Source organism: Zooshikella ganghwensis (assembly GCF_018263875.1).
GTDB classification, from domain to species: Bacteria; Pseudomonadota; Gammaproteobacteria; order Pseudomonadales; family Zooshikellaceae; genus Zooshikella; species Zooshikella ganghwensis.
In genome coordinates, this window is sequence record NZ_JAEVHG010000013.1 from 135,264 (window position 1) to 155,734 (window position 20,471).

The window sequence follows — 20,471 nt, forward strand, 5'->3', positions numbered from 1 at the left end:
AAAAATAATACTATACCCTTCACGAATGATTTCTAGGTTTTGCTATCTTCACTCCTCACCCCAATCACCTATTAATATAGGCTCATGGGGCTTCGTCACTCGATGGCCGCACCCTTGTGCCCTTGGGGTATAAAAACCATTCGTATTGGGTATATTATTCACATAAGTGGGAAGGGCTAGCCAACATGAGACTGTTGACTTTTTAAATCAAGATACTGCTTTTCTAAGTGTCGATAATCGTGAGATATTTTCTTTAGCCTGTTAAGTACACTATTATACGATTGCCTTATTTTTTCTTCATCGGTTTTGTCTGATAAACGCTTTATTTTCTCATCCTTTTTACTAAGATCAATCAACAGATTTTTATTTTCCAGTTCCAGCTGATTAACCATAGATAATAATTGCTCAGTTTCCTGCTTGTTTTTTTCAACCATTCGTCTTATTGCCACATCATCTTTTACAGCATCACACATACTATTAAACGATGTACTTTCTAAGGCAACAACTTTATTTTTCAAGATAGTAATAAAATTATGATCTTTGTAAATTTCTTCTTCTAATAGCTTAATTTGCTCTTGAGCTTCATCAATTAAGCTTGTCATATTAAGTATAATCTTATGAGATTGTTCTTGATCTACCCCGACTTGCATTTGATGAATATACGCTTTATAGGAGTCTTTCAGTCGTTCCAGATAATCAACTCTTTTTTTATAGAAAGTAATCTCACGTTTATGCTGCTCAACAACAATTTTATTGTACTCTTCTGACAAAGTACCTTCAATTTTTCCTGTATGTTTTATATATCGCTCAGTAATGTACGAGAAAAGTCGGTTTAAACCAGTAATTAACTCGTTAAATTGCTCACTAGTATTATCACTTTTTCTAAATGACTCTCTTTCAAGTTTTAGAATTGCCTTTAGCAATGTATAAGCACTTTGATTAGTCATATGGCCAATAGCAATCGCACTTAGAGGGATCGTACCAAATCGGTATTCCTGATTCTCTACCTCCTTTAGCCTTTCATCAATTATATCTTCATAGCTTTTTTGCTTAGTAGCTAAAAGCTTCTTACATTCATTTTGAAGTTCTTGCATTAAATTAGCGTAGCCTTCGCCGGCTAATCTTTCATAGTCAGGGTAGTTCTCTGCTTGTTCAAGCGCCCTCAATTCAATTAATATAACATTTCGGCGAACAGTATAAATATGTACTTTTGTAATATCTTCAGTTAAAAATGACGACACCTCCTTTTCTTCTGGAAGTTCTGCGTAATGATCTAATTTACTTAAATGTTTTTCGAGTTGAGTGAGTAGTTGCTTATCATTCCCCTCCCCCGAATTGAGCTTTTTAAGATGAGATGATAGTTTATAATAGCGATACAATACAAAGCAGGTCATGCATACTGCAACCCCCACCACTTCCAGTAAAACGATCTTTGTATAGTCAAGCTCCATCCCTTGCACTCCATTGCCTTTAATAACCGTGACGACATTATGATTGTTTTATTTCATTATTTAAACTATGTCGTTTTTATGAAAAATTGCCTAAGGCTTTATAATTCATAACATACAGTCTTTATTGCATACTCCTGACACAACTTACCCATCAACTCTCCTTATTAAGCCAAAAGGCAAGGGATTAAAGTGCTGTATAACATATTTTCAATCTTTTCTATAAGCTAGTGTTACCTGTTACAAGGTTGTCATATAGCATAAGACAGGTATTGATTAACAGGTATAGTATATACCTTTAACTACAACCTAACATCAGCTAACAAAACATAAAGTATTGATTGCTTATTAATGAAAACTTCCTTGATATGATCAATCAAAAAAATATCATTGGCAAAATGCAATCTCTCAAGGGGTATACCCTTAAAAGAGTACACCCACAGTAAAGAAGATATGAAAATATAAGGTTGCGTATAACGAAAAACTAACCTTTGTACAGTTTCGGGTTTAGTACATCACGCAACCAATCACCTAACAGGTTAATGACCAGTACTAAAACAATAAGGAAAAGACCAGGAATTATCGTTATCCACCACTGCCCACTCTGTAGGTAATCAAACCCACTTTTAATTAATGAACCCAATGAAGGTTGGGTTACCGGCATACCGAGTCCCAAAAAGGAAAGAGCCGCTTCACTAATAATTGCGTTGGCAATTTGAACGGTAGAGATGACAAAAATTGGAGACAAACAATTAGGCAAAATATGACGAAACATAATGCGTACTGTTGTAAAGCCCATAACTTGGGCTGCTTGAACGTACTCTTTTTCTTTTTCGGCAAGTACACAGGCACGTATAGTTCGTGCATACTGCGGCCATTCTGCAACACCTATGACAAAAATCAGTATCACCATTGCAAACTGACTGTACAAATCACCGCCGACAAAAGCACGAAAAAAAGCCAGCACAATAATAGCCAACATAAGAGACGAAAAAGACAGCTGAATATCCGCTAAACGCATTAACAAGCTATCCACTCGGCCGCCTGCATAACCGGCTACCAAACCAATAATCACGCCTAATAAGCACTGCAAAACAACAGCACAAATACCAATTAATAAAGATACTCTTGCACCATAAAGAATGGCACTCAGAATATCCCGCCCCTGATCATCTGTACCTAGTAAAAATCGCTCATCACCCTCTTCAGTCCAAACCGGTGGAATCTCGCCATCCATGACATCCAATGTGGCGAGATCATTCGGATTATGTGAGGTTAATAAGGGTGCAAAAATAGCAGCCAAAATAATTAACAATAAAATTGAAGCACTAATAAAAGCAACTTTATCTCGAACAAAATGATAAAACACATTCGAGTTACTAATACGTCCCCAAAGCGACTGTTCGCTATTCATTACTTACCTCCAGCCACTTTAATTGTTGGATCTATAAACCCATAAATTAAATCAACCAACGTATTGGTGATTACAAAGATTAACCCAACAAAAACTAAGTATCCAATAATCAGCGGTGTATCACTTCGGTTAATAGCTTCCAGAAACATAAAGCCCATTCCAGGCCATTGGAAAACGGTTTCTGTCAAAATGGTATACGCTACCATAGTGCCTATCTGTACGCCTCCGACAGTGATCACAGGTAGCATGGTGTTCTTAAGTGCCAGACGGAACCAGATACGGTATTTATCCAGACCTTTTGCCCAGGCAAACTTGATATACTCACTATGCAAAACTTCTGTCATTTCAGAGCGTATTAATCGAATAAATAATGGAAGCATTAAGCTCGATAATGTGATGCTTGGTAAAATTAAGTGTGCTAAACCATCAAGTGTGAATAAACCTGTTTCCCAGGGTCCCCATACTGAGATTAATTCGCCACGTCCAAAAACAGGAAGATAATCAAGTATCACACCAAAAATAAACATCAAAAAAATGCCGGTTAGAAATACAGGGACAGATATACCGACAATGCTTGCACCCATAATGAACTTTGTAAGCCAGCTTCTTGGCTTAATGGCACAGTACACACCGAGAGGGACTGAAAAAAATATAATGATTAGTGTTGCCCCAAATACCAGTTCTAGCGTTGCTGGCAATTTAGATAAAATGACATCAGTTACAGGCTTTTTATAAAAATAAGATTGTCCCAAATCACCTTGCACTGCACCCTTTAGAAACCGACCATACTGCACAATAAATGGATCATTTAACCCTAGTTTTTCACGTAATGCCTCACGCTCTTCTTCTGATACAGACTCACCCACCATTTCTCTGACAGGGTCACCTAACGAATCTTTAATCGTAAACCCTATCAGACTAATGATAAACATCACCACAACTGCTTGTAGCAGACGCTTTAGCAAAAATATGATCATAACTTGACAACCACAGCCTATGAGCTGCACGCAATATATTTTTTAGAAAATATATGCGTGCATTAAAAAAAGCGAATTATTTAACGACCAGATCGCCTACATAAGGGAAGTTCATGACATTAACAACAGGTGCTAACTGAACATTTTTCTTTGCAGCCCAAGCAAGGTCTTGCCAATGTAAAGGAATAAATGCTGCTTCGTCATAGAGAATTTTTTCTGCTTTCTGCAGCAGGGTTTGACGTTTAGCGAGATCTGTCTCTTCTGAGCTTTGTAATACCAATTTATCTACTTCAGGGTTACAGTAGTTACCGCTGTTGTATTGACCAAAGCCTGTTTCGGAGTTTGGACACATCGCCAGAAACTCTATAAAGTTTGCTGAGTCCTCGGTATCCGCATGCCAGCCAAGCATCATAATATCTGCTGCACGCTTATCAAACTCAGGCCAGTACTGCGCTTTTGGCATGGTTTTCAAGTCAACCTGAATATTAATTTTAGCCAACATATTCGCCACAGCTTGTGCAATTTTGGCGTCATTTACATAACGATTATTAGGCGCCATCATTGTTACTTTCAGGCCTTTTTCATAACCTGCTTCTTTCATAAGTTGCTTAGCTTTTTTCAAGTCATATCGCAACTTAATATCTTCTGAATACCCCATGTACCCTTTAGGACTGTGCTGAGCAGCAGGTGTCCCCAACCCTTTCATTAACTTTTTAGCAATACCTGCATTATTAATGGCATAGTCAATGGCCAACCGGACTTTAGGATTTTTAAAGGCTTCCACACGTTTTTGATTTAACTGAAAAGTGATAATCCGTGTTCCATCGAGGGTAACCATATCCACTTTGTCGCTTTTTTCTAAGCGGTCATAGTCTGTTGGAGGCACAGGGCTGATAAAATCAACATCACCTGCCAATAGCGCAGATACGCGGGTTGCATCCTCTTTAATCGGGGTCAGAATAATTTCTGAAACATTACCTGGAGATTTTTTATCCCAATAATCATCATAACGCTTAAACTCAACTTTCACACCCTGCTCACGTTGCGTCACAATAAATGGGCCTGTGCCAGAAAAATTACGAGAAGCATAGGAATTACCATGTTTTACCAGGGCATCCTTGGATTTACCATTTTCGTCAAAGCCAGTATAAAACTTACTGTCTAGAGGGAAAACATAAGTGGCTACGTTCAGCAGCAACGGATAAGGCTTATTCGTTACCAGATCAATGGTATAACGATCTACCACTTTAGCAGATTCAAAAGGCGCGAAAATCGCTTTAAAATCTGGACTGGTTCTTAGGCGGTTAAACGTCCATTTAACATCTAGTGCGGTAAACTCATTGCCAGAATGGAATTTTACACCTTTACGCAGATAAAAGCGCATAGTTCGATCATCGATACGCTCCCAGCGCTCAGCCAAGCGACCTTCAAATTTTAACTCTTGTGTCCAACGCACCAGTGGATCTCCCACCATATGCGACAGCTGCAGTGTACCACCCGACAGTTGTTCGTGCAGATCAAGTGAGACTGGATCAGCATCATAGGCAACCTTCAAGGTTTTTGCGAAAGCCCCCGCACTAAGCGTTGTAGCCAATAACGCACTGGCTAATAAGGCAGCTCCTCTTCTCATGTTTCTACTCCTATTATTATCATAAGATTTCATTTCTACTCATCCATTATTTCAACAGTTCTTTTCTGTAAATAAAATAATCAGATGGCAGAACATTACCCACGTTATCATATGGGTAACTTACCCTTGCTGAACCATTAATCCCTCTCGAGATAAGTGATCCATATGAGGTATTAGTGCGAGTAAGTTTTTGGTGTAGTCATGCTGTGGCGATATAAAGAGCGCCTCAGTTTCATTTTGTTCTAAAATTTTTCCGTATCTCATCACTGAGACACGATCACACATTTGTCGGATGACAGGTAAATCATGGGAAATAAATAACATGGTTAAACCCAGCTCATCCTGCAAGTCTTTCAGCAAATTCAAAATCTGTGCTTGCACTGATACATCAAGTGCAGAGGTAGGCTCATCACAAATAAGCAGTTGTGGGCGTGTTGCTAACGCTCGCGCTATTGAAATACGTTGCCGCTGCCCCCCTGAAAATTCATGTGGAAATTTTATGCCTGTTCGTCGCCCTAAGCCAACATGATCAAGCAAGTCACCTACAATCATTTCCACTTCTTTTCGGCTACCCGCCAGTTTATGAAAATAAATAGGCTCAGCAATAATATCCTGTACTCGCATACGAGGATTCATTGATGAATAGGGGTTTTGAAAAACCATTTGAATCTGTCGTCGTATTGGCCGGCGTTCACGCTCACTCATCGCACTAATTTCTTGGTCTGCAAAAAAAATACGACCTGACTCAGGAGGGTATATGCCTGCAATGACTCGCGCAATGGTCGACTTACCACTGCCACTTTCCCCAACAAGACCAAATGTTTCACCTTTTTTTACCGTAAATGAAACATCATCTGAGGCTTGAATATAACGACGATTTTTTGCCAGCAGTGCGTTTTTAGTAATAAATCGAAGGTTGACATGTTCTACACGAAGTAAATCTTCCCCTTTAGCAACAGAAGAAACATCGCTTTCACTTGTTTGGCCTAACCAGTGATTAGAAACATCGATCTGGCTAAACTCTACACTGGCTTTTTCAATATAATTCACCAGTGGAAAACGTTTGAGCTTTACATCCGCACGAGGCACTGCACTGATTAAACTTTTAGTATAAGGGTGCTCTGGCCGCTGCAATATCTGTTCGGTGGTCCCACTCTCTACTAAATTCCCCTGGTACATCACCGCCACTCTATCCGTGATATTAGCAATCACCCCCATATCATGAGTGACCAAAATACACCCAACCTGACGTTTTTTACAGAGCGACCGAATTAATTGCAGTATTTGATCTTGAATTGAAACATCCAGGGCTGTAGTAGGCTCATCAGCAATAATCAAGGCTGGGTCAGCACTCAACGCAATGGCAATACCTACTCGTTGCCTCATACCTCCAGAGAACTGATGAGGATATTGTTTTATGCGTATTTCAGGCTCCGGAATGCCCACCTGCTCCAACATGTTCAGCGCTTTCTGCTTAGCCGACTCTTGAGTAACATCAAGATTGGCCAATATTGTTTCCATTAACTGCTCTTCAACCGTAAATAATGGATTAAGCGATGTCATCGGATCCTGAAAAATAAAACCTATTTCTGCACCACGAATTTGACGAATGCGGCTTGCAGGTAAGCTTGATATTTTTTCACCTTTTAAAAAAACATCTCCACCCGCTACTCTTCCAGGAGGACTAAGCAAGTCAATAATGGCATTACCAATAGTAGACTTACCTGCACCACTTTCACCAACGAGTCCTAGAATTTCTCCTGGATTAACTTCAAAACTTACATCTTCCACCGCTACAGCTACACCATGACGGGAAGGGAATTCTATTTTTAAATTATTTACTTCAAGTAAGGCCATGCATTTCCCCAAGTCTTGCTAGGCAAAACAACGCGATTACACTACAGATAGTCAAAGCGCAATCCTATACTCCTATAACATACCGATGACGAATCTTTTTTAGTGGAGCTAGTCTTAATTAACCAGACTAGTCCCGTTTAAAACCCTTCGTTTTTGGCATAATCAGCTATAGGATTATAAATTAATTAAGCTACACCAGCTTCTGTAAACCTACAATTATACCGCACTCATTATGTAACTGTACCTAACAAAGTATTAACTTCTCTTATTAACTGGATATTTATAGGCTGATTATTTACATTTGAATATCCAGCTAAGACTGAAAATACTACTATATAAGCACTAGCCTGCTGTTAGTAGCAAATTAATTAGCATTCTATACTCCGACACTTTATTAGTCGTATACACATTCAGGTGCTAATCTCTCGATATATTTATTATTAGGCTAAGCAGCCACTCAACCATTTAGCCGCAGCTATATATTTTATTATTACGAGTGAAATGTTTCTCCCTGCATTACACCCTTAACCTATCACTTTTATCATTATGTATAGATAACGTATATATCATACTTACTCGCTTACCAAACCATTAATTAGATATCACTTATAAATAAACTGGTACATTAGCACCAACAGTACGCTTTATTACTTGCTTTTAGTTAAGATTGTATTCGTACTGTAGCGTTATGTTAATTTATATCGAAATAAAGTAAACACACACAAGGTATATTGCACGTTTTTTATGCAAAAAAACACTTAAACGTGTATTTTTTAACCAGCACACCCAAGCTATGTTAATTACGTCATAACCTTTTTGTGTTTTGCTTGCTGATTAAAGTAGGCACAAAAGGATTGTCTCAATGATGAAATCATCAGTGTGTATCATAATCACACACTGATAAAACGATGTGAGGATAAAACGCTTTATCTGGCAAAAGGCTTTGCAAACCAGTAATGATTCGCACTGAGCAGCTTGCTTGACAACCTCAAGCTACATCAGGGCGCTTTTTGGTCAGGATCCAACGCATTTTGAATTAAGTTAACGTAACGCTCCAGTTGACTCATATCGGTCGACAAATTGGTACTGCTGGAAGCGTTCACCTTAATAAGTTCTAATGCTGCTTCCACTGCAATTCGCCGCTTCTGATACTTATCCAAGTGATCATCATTGTAATTATAAAGTTTAATAAAGTGACTAATCATCACTGTCATCCTGTAGTAGTGCTATGCTTCTTTAGGTTATATAGCATACTCAGAATGAAGATGTGTTATTTCTAATCCTTTACTGAGCCATACATACACCAGCCAATGAACGATAAGGAGATTGATCATGCCTGCTTTAAGCGCTCACCAGGATAGTACTACTCACAAGCTTATTGTGACGTTAGTTGACACAATTATGCAGCGCAGTACAGATAGCGAAGTTATTCAGCAGTTTCTTATTGGACAAGGTGTTTACTCACGTCAGCAGGTTCGGCAACTCAGCGATGAAATCATTACTGCGGTGTATCGTGCTTTATTAATCAAGCACTATCAGCAACTACCAGATCAGCAGCTAATGACTGAAATGCGTATTTATGGCTTAGCTTATTCGGTTAATCTAACGGAAGATTATAGTGCCGCGGCCGTTGCCTATTAAATGTCTTCTGCACGCTCTAGGGCTACCGTGGCCACCACATCATACTGAGCACCGCGAGAATGCAATTCACTGGCAATCAGTACTATTTTTTCAACTGTGAATCCCTGTAAACGTTTTGGTAGTTCAACAAGCTCAGGGTATAACTGCTGTAAAGACGCAGGTTTACCCCGAGCCACACTCACATGAGCAAAGAATGCTTTTTTATAGTTTGCTCTTTGATAATGCATTTCAGCCTGTTGAGTGTAATGCTGAGCACCTTCCCCATCCCTTACCATAACTGTTGCACTCTGCGCTTTTATTGCAGCTTTTCGTACTAAGTCAGCCAATGCACGCAGCTCTAGTTTAGGCTCAAGAGACAAAGCTAAAACCCTAGCTTTTGCAGGCCTTGGCAATAAATGCCATGGTCCTAGTTCTGCCTGGAACATGCCTGCCTCTCCCCTTAGGATCAACAGATTCACTTGCTCAACCATGGCGGGAATAGCATCTATAGGAAAGGCACCCATAAAGTGCAAAGTGCAGTGTAAAAATGCAGGATCAAGCCAGCGAACGCCTGATACTTTGGGGTGAATACAGGAGTTTGTATGCTTTTTCAGCCAAGCAATAAGTTTTTTCCCTTGCTCAGGAGGATATTGAACAGCCCAAAATAGTCGCATAGTGTGAGCCATAAATACCCACTCAATCTCAGGTTTCTAGGGCCTGTTAACACTTAGCAATAAGTTCAAGCTGAAGCTCTGCACATTTTTGTAATTGGCGCCTGCTCACTTTTAAGCCTTCAGCCTGCAGGTCTTCAGGCCATTCAAGCCAATAATCAGGCACCCAAAAGCTGGGAAGCTGATCAGTAATTGCTCGTTGCCACAACGTTGGTTGCCAGTGACAAGCCGCTGAGACTTCAACTACTGCAGCAGGACGCTGACCAAACTCATCATCTGCGATAGCACATACCCATGCACGTTGAACGCCAGGCTGTTGATACAGTATGGACTCAATTGCCTCTGGCTGGATATTTTCACCCCCTGAAATAAACTGGGCATCGAGTCGACCTAATACTTTTAATTGTTTTGGTCGTAACGATCTCTCCACAGGGTGCCACTGACCTATGTCTCTGGTCGCAAACCAGCCATCCTCATTGATTACAGATTTAATTTTTCCTTGCTGCCAATAACCAAGACATAAGGTTTCACCCCTAACCCAAATTTCACCACTGGTATGCAGCTTAATTTGCCGATGAGGTAAACACTCACCAGCTTGTTGACTATCACCTTGCCAACGTCCCAGAGTTACCATAGCGGTCATTTCAGTCAGCCCATAACTCATCCAGCTTTGAATAGATGCAGGTAAAGCCGCTAATAATGAGTCAGGTACAGGCCCTCCGCCCATGATAATAGTCTTTAATTGCCCTGAGTCACTGGATAACCCCTGTGCTAATAGACGCTGTAGTTGAGTAGCTACTAAAGAGCTATGCGTAATTGGCATCTGCAAGTAAACCGCTAACTGATGAGCCTTATCAGTTGCAATGGCTAAGGCAGCACCTGCCAGCCACACGCGCCATAATGTTGCTAAGCCACCCACATGATATAAGGGCAGCGAAAGCAACCAGCAGTCGCTTGCTTGCAAGGGTAGTTCCGCTAGGGTTCCCAAAGCACTCGCCCAATAATTGCGCAAACTATGAGCAACGACTTTAGGCTCACCAGTGGAGCCTGAGGTAAATAACAGCGTCACTGGCTGATTTTCTTTACCAAGAGCAATTGGCAAGTTTTGGCTTTCCTCTCTTTGCCACTCCGCTGAATGATCAGGAAAAGTGACTTTCAGGAGAGGTACTTGTAAAGCATCTGCTGTAGATTCAGGAAAGGCAAAACACGCATCGACCTTGCCAGCAAGATGTGTGGTGGCACCTGCAGATATGGCTGGATTTAATGGAATGACTACTGCCCTGCAACGCCACAATGCCAACAGCAAAATCACCTGTTGCAATGAGTGACCCAGCTGGATAACAACCTGATCACCAGGAGCAACCTGTTGCACTAGCTGCCGTTGAACAGCAGAGACAATGTGGTCAAAAGCTGAGTAGCTTAGTACTGCTTCATGCTGAAGGTAAACGGCAGCACGGTCAGGGTGATGAGTCGCTTGAGCACGAACAGGGCAAAAAAACATGTCTCTCTCTGAAGCTACTGAGTCCATATCAGCTCCTGACTGGCTGCAGGTAAAGCACCTGGTGAATCAAAGCAACTCCACATTCTAGGCGTACGCTCAAGCTTGGCCTGCATCAGTTGTAAGGTATCCAATCCTGCCCAGGCTAACCCTGGCAGCTGAGTAGCAAACCACTCCAGCTGACTAACACCTAAACTACTCTCAAACGCAGAACTTAACACCACAGACTTGCCTGCTTTTGTAGCCAACTCAGCCCACTGCCGGGTTTGCCATAAACCACCCAACAAAGCAGGTTTTAATACAACTGTCGACAAACCTTCATCATGCCAAATTGCTTGCTCTGCAAATACTGGACTCGTCGTGGCTGAAGCCCCCCGCTGGTCATTACTTTGTGTACATTCTGATGAAGTATGAATAGTGGCCTGTAAAGTTTCATCCCAGGCATAAGCTACGCCACTTCGTTGAAAGAACTCACTTAGCTGTCTATTACGGGTTAGTGGCTCCTCGAAATAAAACACTTGCAGGCTATCGACTAAGTTCACCGCATCATCAAGGGCCATCGCCTGGTTACCATCTAAGCAAAGCACTAATGCTGGAGAAAGTTGCTTTGTTAAAGACAGCAACTGTACTCTTGTTGCTTGCCAAGGTGCATGGCTGACTTTCACTTTAATGGCCTTTATAGGGTCTTCCCCTTCAATCGACCAATCATTACTGAAGCATCTAGCACCTTTATATTTTTCCGCTAATAACCACTCAGGCAGATCGGTGATCAATGCACAACGGGGAATAATAGCTTTATTACCAATAGAAAGTGGCTGCTGACGCATCAGTTCAAGCCAAGCGGCTTCCAGCCCCATCCTACAACTATTGGGGACGGGAGATGAATGCCACTGATAGAAACTTGGTTGTTGTAACCAGTCCCAGTATTGAGGAATACGCTTATTTAACCAACAGCTTAAGTGCTCTACTAACCAGGCCTGACAACCACTTAAATCCATATCACTAAAGCCAGCCAGTGGTGCCACTTCGCCTTGCCCACAAAAGCCATCCGAATCCCAAATGCTAACCAGTAATCCTTCACGAAAGTGATTTTGATTGGCAAAGGGCTTAGTTCCACTTAAAGGAATCTGGTAACGGCTCAAGCAAATACGACGAATGCACCTGGCCATTAGGGCTTACGTTTAAATTTTGTAAACGCTGGAGGACGCTTCTCTAAAAAGGCATCTCTTCCCTCTTGTGCTTCCTCTGACATATAAAACAACAGTGTGGCATTACCCGCTAACTCCTGAAGACCAGCCTGCCCATCACAGTCCGCATTTAATGCAGCCTTCAAACAGCGTAATGCCATCGGTGAATTTTCTAGCATTTGCTGACACCATGCGACGGTCTCTTTTTCAAGTTCAGCCAACGGCACCACATGATTCACCAAGCCCATAGACTGTGCTTGCTGTGCATCGTATTGACGGCATAAAAACCATATTTCCCGGGCTTTCTTTTGACCAACAATACGAGCTAAATAACTTGCTCCATAGCCTCCATCAAACGAGCCTACTTTTGGACCCGTTTGACCAAAACGCGCATTGTCAGCGGCAATGGTTAAATCACACACCAAGTGCAGTACATGGCCTCCTCCTATGGCATAACCGGCGACCATAGCGACAACTGGTTTTGGACACGTGCGGATTTGCCGTTGTAAATCCAGCACATTTAAATGCTGTGTACCTCCACTATCTGCATAACCATATTCCCCTCTTACCCGTTGATCCCCCCCTGAACAGAAAGCCAGATCACCTGCGCCAGTGAGAATGATGACGCCCACTGCCTCATCATAACGAGCATGATGAAAAGCTTGCTGCAACTCCTGTATTGTCTGTGGGCGAAAGGCATTTCTGACTTCAGGCCGGTTAATGATTATCTTGGCAATACCCCCTGCGGTTTGGTAAACGATATCCTGAAATCCATAATCTTGGGTTTGCCAGTCCATTACTTGCTCAATACGAGATGTCACCAACTCAGTCATTAATTACTCTTCCTACACAAAATTTCAAAACAGTAGCTATTCATTTCACTGTTACATTTGAATCAGCCTGGTTAAACCAGCGGTTGCAACATGCTTCAACTGACTTCCTCAATATCTGCAGCTGCTGATACGCTTGTTCATTAACTGTATTAATTTCAATCAACGTTGATGTCTTACGATTGAGAGCCGCTTGATAATCATGCTTAAAGTCAGCAACTCGCTTAGGGTTACAGTAATCCATTGAAAACAATTTGGCAGCGGCTTGAAAGCGAACACCATGAGCGGCAGTAAAGTAATCCTGCCGAACTTGCTGCATTAAAGGAAAGTGGTGAAAAATACCACCGCCATCATCATTCAGCACAATCACGACTAAAGGACTATTAAGTTGCTTAAGTAGCAGTAGCGAGTTCAAATCATGCAATAATGATAGGTCACCCAAAAATAACGTCACTGGCTTACCTGAGCCTTGCGCCACTCCAGCAGCCGTCGCCAGCAAACCATCAATTCCACTTGCCCCCCGGTTCGCAAACAGCTGCCAGGTAGATCGGCTTCCCATAACGGCATCCAATAAACGAATGGCCATACTATTGCCAGCAAAAAGAATACCTGACTCAGGAAGATCATCTTTAAGAATTACCGGAATAGCCAATGCAGATATAAGATCATCTTCTTGTGGGAGTTGCTGTAAAAAAGTCCCGGCTAGCGGCTCTCTGAATTGCTGTAACGTGTTCAGCCAAGAGGATGGAGTGCGAGGCAATAATTGCTGAATAAACTGCTTACACCAAACTTCAGGTAATGCCTGTACACGAAAATTAACCCTATGGTTTGGATCATGACGATCTAAAGATGAAGCAATAAGCCAGTAATTGCCCTCATACTGTTGCAAATAGTTCAGTAACGCCTTAGCGATAAGGTGTGTACCAAACTGAAACACAACACTGGTCTGCCCTAACCAATCCTTTACAGCAGGATGCCCCAGCCAAAGACTATGCTGAGGCAACAGCAAGGGATGCTCACCTATTAGGCCAATAGCTTGCACATCAGCAATTACTGGCCACTGTAAGTGTTCTGCCAATACCATAATCGCTGCAACATCAGCAGAAGTAAGTCCAGCCCCTAAAACGACAAGACCATATTGGTTGGACATCATTTGCTCAGCCGATGCTGCAGATTCAACTTCACGGCTTTCCAGCAATCCAGATATTTCATCGCAGAGTGTCTTATTAGAGTATTGAGTGTATTGCGTATAAGGTTGGGTACTTGTTAACCAGCGAGTGAGTGGCTGTAAAACGACATCGGCCGAAAATGTATTGTCCACTGAACTGTCAGTCACATCCGCATAAAGGGGCTCACGAAATGACCAGTTCAAGTGGACCGGTCCTTGCTGGCTACTACTCATTGCTTGAGACACTAATACATCTATTGTCGAAAGCACAAATGCAGGATTCACTTCTACGGTTGGAACCGGTAGTTGCATCTCATACTGGAGATAAGCACCAAATATTCCTGGTTGCTGTATTGCCTGATTAGCACCACAGCCTAGTAATTCAGGGGGGCGATCAGCGGTCAGTACAATCAGTGGGGTGTGAGTCATAGCAGCTTCCACCACTGCGGGTAACAGGTTAGCAACAGCTGTCCCCGAGGTGGTGATGATTGCAACAGGCTGCCCAGTAGCTTTTGCTAGCCCCAAAGCAAAAAAGCCTAACCCTCGCTCGTCAGGGTGCACATGTACCTTTATTTGTGGCACATGCTGTAACTGCAACACCAAAGGCGCTGAGCGAGACCCCGGCGCCACACACACATGTTCAACTCCTAGGCGGTACAACTCTTGTAATGCAAGCCATGCCCAACAAGCACTGATACTATTAAAACTGGGCAATCGCATTATCGGTTGCTGCATGCTGCATATACTCCATAAACTGCGAAAGTTTTTGATCTAACTCTTGCCACTCTTGGCTCGCCACAGAACCTTCAACCAGCCCAGCACCGCTGAATAAATCGACCAGATAGTGATAACTCTGCTCAGGCTGTGCGCTTTTATCACCACATCTGTTATTGGCTTTTCGATGCACATGGGCACTGCGAATTGTGACACAAAATTCGGCCTGATTTCTGCTCCAAAAACCCAGCACTCCTGCATACCAGCCGCGGGGATAAGTTTCTAACTGACTGATCATTTGCTCAGCAGCATCAGCAGGGAAACCTTTTACAGCAGGTGTTGGGTGTAATGCTGTCAGGATATCGGCAACACTCGTGCTAGGTAAAAGCTGAGCCTTAATCGGCTGAAATAAGTGATGTATATAAGGTAGTGTTTTTACACTTAACGGACCCAGGGTTTGCTGACTGACAAGCAATGCCAGCTGCTGCTGTATATATTTAACAACCCACTGATTCTCTTGCTGCAACTTAGCACTTTCAAACAAGGCATTGCTGTACTGTTTGTCTCTCTCAGGATCTGCATGTTTGCCCATAGAGCCAGCCAACGCTTCTGTAGTTAACTCTTTATTCTCAAGACTAAACAGCTGTTCTGGGGAGCAGCCCACGAACCCTTCGCCAGGGCGTAAGCTTAAACAAAACGGATAACTCAAGTGCTGCTGACTAGCCTGCCACATTGCTAGCAGTTGCCAGGGTGTGACTTGCTGATTGAAGATCAAACGTCGCCGTCGACTCAAGACTACTTTATCGCACTGACCTTTCTTAAACGCCGCTAAACTCGCCCTAACCTGCTGCTGCCATCTTTTGGCATTCGGCTCATCATGCAGGTGAACATAACGAGGTAATGAGGCTTGCTCCTGCATGGTCCAACACAGACATGAAACCAGCTTACGCAGTGCTTGTTGTTTGATAGACCATTGCTCAGCATGTGTTAAGTAAGTTTGGAATACCAGATGCTGTTGGCCACCCTGTGCTTCCAGGGACAGACTGGGTAAAAAAAACAGTGCACCAGGAAAATTTTGCCAGGTCTGGGCCTGATCAAAGCCAGCCCCCCCCCAGTACTTCGGAGTACCATCACCTATAACAGGGCAGGCTAACCGTTGCTCTACCCGCGCATTTAGCTGGCTAACCAGTCCTCTGTCCTTAAGTGTGTCGGCGCTACCCAAGGCCGCTACTGTGAGTTTATGCTCTCGCTGCTGCCAAAAAAGTTGAGGCACAACAGACTGAGCCGCTAACCAGCTTGGCCACTGTGTAACATCAGAGTTTATCGGGAGCCTTACACGACAGATGATGGGCCAAGATGTGCCTTTTATACAGTAGGTGTTAACCAGTTTTTCCAGCTTAGCTAAGCCGCCCTTTACAGTCTGGCAATCAATCATAAACTTCTTCGTTCCAACCTTTACCCAAAAGACCTGCACAATTTACACATTCACTTATATTAAAGCTTAGTGCTACACTGCAGATCCGTATTTCACGAAGTTTTCAGTACTTGTTATGGCAACAAATGGCTTATCCGCTCAGCAATGGTTAAATGCGAACCAAGCTCACCTGACACCCACCAAGGTGATGAAGATACGCGAAAATATTTTGAAAAAGCTACAGACATTAGCAGAGGATAGCGGTGAAACAGCAGGCTTAATTGAAGCATTAGATGTGATTGATAGCTGGCTGCAGCTTGCTGCTACACCAGAGCATCAAAAACCAAACCAACATAATACTTCATCCCATGAACCAGTATTACCCACTGGCAACGAAAAGTGGGATTTAACGCCTCTTATTCCTGAGGTATCAAGCCAACAACAGGCTCTCTCAGCAAACCAAAAGCAACAAGCTTTTACTGAACTACTCAAAAATAACCCCTACCCTTTATCAGAAACAGAAACCCCACACTCCAACACTAGTGAAGGGCAATCTTGAGGCGCTGACACTCAGCAACCAGCATTTCATAATGCCAAGGCTGCCCATCCGGAGAAGTCACTGCTTGCTCATTTAACTTTTGACATACCTGCTTGATATTGTGATGTTTCTTTAGCAAGCGTTGGATGGCATGCCTCCGCTGCTCATCCACTTCAGCCGCATGCTGATCTGACTTCGCTGAACGCTTTTTAACTTCCACTTTCAGGTCTTTCATTTACTTATCCTTGTGTTTTATGCCAAAAATCATCACTAATACGTACACACCTGTCGATACACATCAGGTGCCTTACTTTTCACCAATGACTTGCAGTCCCAGTAGCGTAGGGATGGTATTATCCTTATCTGGCTTCATCAGCGTGTTGACCTCTAGCAACGCAACTCGCTCCTTCGCTAAACCATACTGATCAATAAGAAAATCAGCAATAGCTTGAGCCCGCCTCTCAGCCAACGAACGTATAGTGATTGGTGGTACAGGTATTTTAACCACTAGCTGCTCAGCTAACTGTTGAGCATCCTGTGTAACTTGTTTTGCTAATGACTTAATACGCCCCTGTTCAAGCCAGGTCTCATACAACCCTATGAGCGCCTCCTGCCGTTGTAAGGTAGTCAATTCAAATGCTTCTTTTCCTAGGGTTTCTGCCAGTTTAGGGTTCTGTTTGAGGTAAGTTTGCTGAAGTTGTTGCTCCAGCAACTGAAACGCGATTGCTTTACTATCCAGCAACTCATTGGCCTGTCCAGTAATTGTTAATTGCAGTTTAGGGCGTTCTTGAAGCGCTTTGACTAGCTGATGCAATCGATCCTGAAATGCTGGTGCTATTTCATAGCTTCCTGGCTTAAAGTCCAGCTGTTGAATATCTTCAGAACCTTCTGGCAACAACCCTGCAAGTGCCGTAAATGGAGAGGTTACTACTTTAGTAATATTGCTAAAAAGTGCTTTTAGGATCAACCCACCATAACTGATATCTGGCTGGGATAAATTGCCTTTCACAGGCAAGTCCAGATCGATATTTCCGCGGCTGTCTTTTAACAGAGCAATACCCAGCTTAAGAGGTACATCAACAGCTTCGGGGCTGTTAACCTTTTCGCCCAAGGTTAACTGTCGGATCACAAAACGATTATCCGCTACCAACTGGTTATCCTTTACCTGGTAGTGTAAATCAGCCTGCAAGCTCCCGGACTTAATCGCGTATCCTACAAACTGTCCTGAATAAGGCGTAAGACTGCGCAGTGGCAACCGCTCAAAATGCATTTTTAAGTTGGCTTGCTGATGGAAATTGAGCGGGAGGAACTCACCTGAAATACTCACGGGTGACTGTTTTTCAACCTGCCCACTCAAATCAATTTTTGCCAGCTTTGGCTGCTGAGTATCAATCGGACCAATGTATCCTGAAAGCTTTTCTACATCACTGGCAAACTTTCTCACCAAAGACTCATCGCTAAAATGCATTTTTCCATTAGTGATGGCCAACCGCTGTAACGAAAAGGCAAACTCTGACTTACTCCCTGTATTTTTCTTTTCGCCACTTGCTTTTTTCTCGCCAGCAGTCGTTTGTTGTTCATCTTCTGAGGCCAGCTGCAGTAAATTCAACTTACGCTGACGATTAATTTGCATATCAATAAATGGCTTAGTAAGCGCCAACTCATTAATGGTCAAAGCCAACGGTTGCATAGAAAAATTAAGTTGATCCCCTTGCAGTGATTGCCAGGAGAGTAAGCGTTGATTCTTCAAGTTAGCAAGCTGTAAATCTGAAACTACCAGTGTACCTTGAACTTTCCAGGCATCAGGCTGCTGTAAATTACCGATAATGCGTAGCTCACTTCCCAGCTGACCACTGTTGACCTTTAAGCGCCGAACCTTGATATAAGGCGATGCAACCGCAAGTCCTAACTTGGCAACGTTGAGTTGCCAATGAGTAGCACCCGACTTCAGGTTTAGCTCACCTTTGGCTGAGACATCACCTGAAGGCATGAGCTGACTACTGACGGAAATAGTGATGGGCTTATTAATGTCACTGGATACCCCTTTTACAGAGGCGCTTGCCAAACGAACTTGATGATCAACAGCTGGTGTAATCTGTTGATTCTGAAGGTGTAAATTTCCTTTCGATACCTGAATATCTGCCACTTGCCACTGCCAAGGTGTTGTTTCAGCAGGCTCATCAGGTGCTGCAGGAAAAAAGGGCAAGTCTTTGGGTTGACCATCTTGTCCCAACGTCAATCGGAGCTCTGGACCTGAGACCTGAATACTGGGAATCAACAGTCGCTGTTTACTTAAGACCAGCTCCAGATCTTTCACCATTGCTTCTGTTAAAGATGCAGTCCAGGCTGCTGTTGTTGTCACAGCAATATCTTGAACTGCAATCTTTTTAGCTTTTGCTGTCAGCCCAGACTTAGGATGCCAGGCTAGACCAGCATCCCACATCAGCTTGCCTTTATTAATTTTAAGATTTGAACCCAACGATGACAGCCATGGCTGTATAAAACCAAGGTTAATATCTTGCCCCTGAACCTGTAGCTTAGCCTGCTGTTCGGCAATATTCGCGTTACCAGAAGCGGTTACCACGCCCCCTGTATCCAGGGTTGATGTCAGTGATAGGGCTGTAGATTGGCCAACTTGGGTGCTCACATTGTGGAGTGATAAGTTAATATCATCCACCGTCACATCCTTACCTTGCTTCAGGCGTTGATCTCGATAAATCACTTTACCTTCTGTTATTGCGATCTTATCGATAAGCACATTGGGCAAAGCTGTCGTATTTTTAACACTTTCTTTTTTATCTGACGTTAAATGTTTATCTTCTTGTGATGATGTGCTTTCTGGTGCGAGCTTCATCCAGTTAAGCTGGCCTGAAGTATCAATATCCACTAAGGCATACGGCTGCTGTAAGCTAATTGATGGCAATCTTACTTGCCCAGTGATAAGAGGCCACACATCAACGTTAAAATCCAGAGCATTAAAGCCAGCCTGTTTAATAGACTTTGCCTGTGGGTTTGGTTGATACTCCAGCGTCATATCATGCGCTGAAACTTGCAAAGTAAAAGGGTTAATGGCTAGTTTGTTGAGCTTAATTTGATAGTCAGGCTTATCGGCAAGCATCCAGTCAAAGATGTCAGATGCAAAATAAGGTATTACCAAGCCGACAGTAGCAGCATAGCCGGCATATATCCCACCTACAATAAGTAGCCAGCGACGCCCGCGCCGAAAAAAAGGACGATCTTTTTTTTGCTCGGTATTTTCAACCATAACCATCGCTCAAAAAATTTATAACAAAAGGCTAAATATACTAACACGCTACATTAGGAAAATAACCAGACCAATCATGTCTACTCATTAGCAAAAGCAAAGGTAATCACTGAACGAGTGTACAACTGACTCTGCACAATATTTTTTTCATTACTTTCACTATTTGTAAAGACGACAGGTGTTTCAGGATCATAATTTGATCCTAGCAATTAAAAACATCCAGCAGTATTCAGTCTAGAG

Annotated in this window: 16 protein-coding genes; 2 read left to right on the top strand and 14 right to left on the bottom strand. The window is 42.7% G+C overall.

Features of this window, described 5'->3' with window-relative positions; all coding sequences use genetic code 11:
* Nucleotides 1-176: 176 nt before the first annotated feature.
* The 6 genes from KHS79_RS17365 to KHS79_RS17390 all read right to left on the bottom strand — a co-directional run bounded on the left by KHS79_RS17365 (nt 177) and on the right by KHS79_RS17390 (nt 8,531).
* A complete protein-coding gene (locus KHS79_RS17365; protein WP_212720619.1) occupies nt 177-1,451 on the bottom strand; it encodes a hypothetical protein in 1,275 nt (424 codons plus the stop codon).
* Between the two features lie 481 nt (nt 1,452-1,932).
* Nucleotides 1,933-2,862, bottom strand: a complete 930-nt coding sequence (locus KHS79_RS17370; RefSeq protein ID WP_027708283.1) for an ABC transporter permease — start codon at nt 2,860-2,862, stop codon at nt 1,933-1,935.
* A complete protein-coding gene (locus KHS79_RS17375; protein WP_027708282.1) occupies nt 2,862-3,839 on the bottom strand; it encodes an ABC transporter permease in 978 nt (325 codons plus the stop codon). Before KHS79_RS17375 ends, KHS79_RS17370 begins: the two co-directional genes overlap by 1 nt.
* A gap of 76 nt (nt 3,840-3,915) precedes the next feature.
* Nucleotides 3,916-5,469 carry an ABC transporter substrate-binding protein gene (locus KHS79_RS17380; RefSeq protein WP_027708281.1) on the bottom strand — a complete coding sequence of 518 codons (1,554 nt, stop codon included), beginning with the start codon at nt 5,467-5,469 and terminating at the stop codon, nt 3,916-3,918.
* 120 nt (nt 5,470-5,589) lie between these two features.
* Nucleotides 5,590-7,326, bottom strand: coding sequence for an ABC transporter ATP-binding protein (locus tag KHS79_RS17385; RefSeq protein ID WP_212720621.1), 1,737 nt, complete (start codon nt 7,324-7,326; stop codon nt 5,590-5,592).
* Nucleotides 7,327-8,324: 998 nt separating this feature from the next.
* Nucleotides 8,325-8,531 carry a hypothetical protein gene (locus tag KHS79_RS17390; RefSeq protein WP_027708279.1) on the bottom strand — a complete coding sequence of 69 codons (207 nt, stop codon included), beginning with the start codon at nt 8,529-8,531 and terminating at the stop codon, nt 8,325-8,327.
* Nucleotides 8,532-8,658: 127 nt separating this feature from the next.
* On the opposite strand from KHS79_RS17390, the gene KHS79_RS17395 reads away from it, so the two are divergent.
* Nucleotides 8,659-8,967 (top strand): hypothetical protein, encoded by a 309-nt coding sequence (locus tag KHS79_RS17395; RefSeq protein WP_027708278.1) that lies wholly within the window; start codon nt 8,659-8,661, stop codon nt 8,965-8,967.
* Here KHS79_RS17395 and KHS79_RS17400 read toward each other — a convergent pair.
* From KHS79_RS17400 to KHS79_RS17425, 6 genes are read right to left on the bottom strand one after another with little or no spacing between them, the layout of a single operon-like run.
* Nucleotides 8,964-9,632, bottom strand: coding sequence for a 2'-5' RNA ligase family protein (locus KHS79_RS17400; RefSeq protein ID WP_212720623.1), 669 nt, complete (start codon nt 9,630-9,632; stop codon nt 8,964-8,966). The genes KHS79_RS17395 and KHS79_RS17400 overlap by 4 nt on opposite strands.
* Nucleotides 9,633-9,666: 34 nt before the next feature.
* Entirely contained in the window at nt 9,667-11,145 is a 1,479-nt protein-coding gene (locus tag KHS79_RS17405) for an AMP-binding protein (protein ID WP_212720624.1), read from the bottom strand.
* Entirely contained in the window at nt 11,133-12,284 is a 1,152-nt protein-coding gene (locus tag KHS79_RS17410) for a hypothetical protein (RefSeq protein ID WP_212720625.1), read from the bottom strand. Before KHS79_RS17410 ends, KHS79_RS17405 begins: the two co-directional genes overlap by 13 nt.
* Complete coding sequence (menB, locus tag KHS79_RS17415; protein WP_267910758.1) at nt 12,284-13,135, bottom strand: 1,4-dihydroxy-2-naphthoyl-CoA synthase; 852 nt, start codon at nt 13,133-13,135, stop codon at nt 12,284-12,286. The genes KHS79_RS17410 and menB overlap by 1 nt, the downstream gene beginning before the upstream one ends.
* Nucleotides 13,136-13,175: 40 nt before the next feature.
* Nucleotides 13,176-15,035 carry a 2-succinyl-5-enolpyruvyl-6-hydroxy-3-cyclohexene-1-carboxylic-acid synthase gene (gene menD, locus KHS79_RS17420; protein WP_212720626.1) on the bottom strand — a complete coding sequence of 620 codons (1,860 nt, stop codon included), beginning with the start codon at nt 15,033-15,035 and terminating at the stop codon, nt 13,176-13,178.
* A complete protein-coding gene (locus KHS79_RS17425; RefSeq protein WP_212720627.1) occupies nt 15,001-16,449 on the bottom strand; it encodes an isochorismate synthase in 1,449 nt (482 codons plus the stop codon). The genes menD and KHS79_RS17425 overlap by 35 nt, the downstream gene beginning before the upstream one ends.
* 115 nt (nt 16,450-16,564) lie before the next feature.
* Here KHS79_RS17425 and KHS79_RS17430 point away from each other — a divergent pair, with 115 nt between their 5' ends.
* Nucleotides 16,565-16,987, top strand: a complete 423-nt coding sequence (locus KHS79_RS17430) for a hypothetical protein (RefSeq protein ID WP_212720628.1) — start codon at nt 16,565-16,567, stop codon at nt 16,985-16,987.
* Here KHS79_RS17430 and KHS79_RS17435 read toward each other — a convergent pair.
* Both KHS79_RS17435 and KHS79_RS17440 read right to left on the bottom strand, forming a co-directional pair.
* Nucleotides 16,968-17,201: a recombinase-like helix-turn-helix domain-containing protein gene (locus KHS79_RS17435; RefSeq protein WP_027708271.1), complete on the bottom strand. Its 234-nt coding sequence runs from the start codon at nt 17,199-17,201 to the stop codon at nt 16,968-16,970. The genes KHS79_RS17430 and KHS79_RS17435 overlap by 20 nt on opposite strands.
* Before the next feature lie 72 nt (nt 17,202-17,273).
* Nucleotides 17,274-20,231 carry a DUF748 domain-containing protein gene (locus KHS79_RS17440; protein WP_212720632.1) on the bottom strand — a complete coding sequence of 986 codons (2,958 nt, stop codon included), beginning with the start codon at nt 20,229-20,231 and terminating at the stop codon, nt 17,274-17,276.
* Nucleotides 20,232-20,471: the final 240 nt, after the last annotated feature.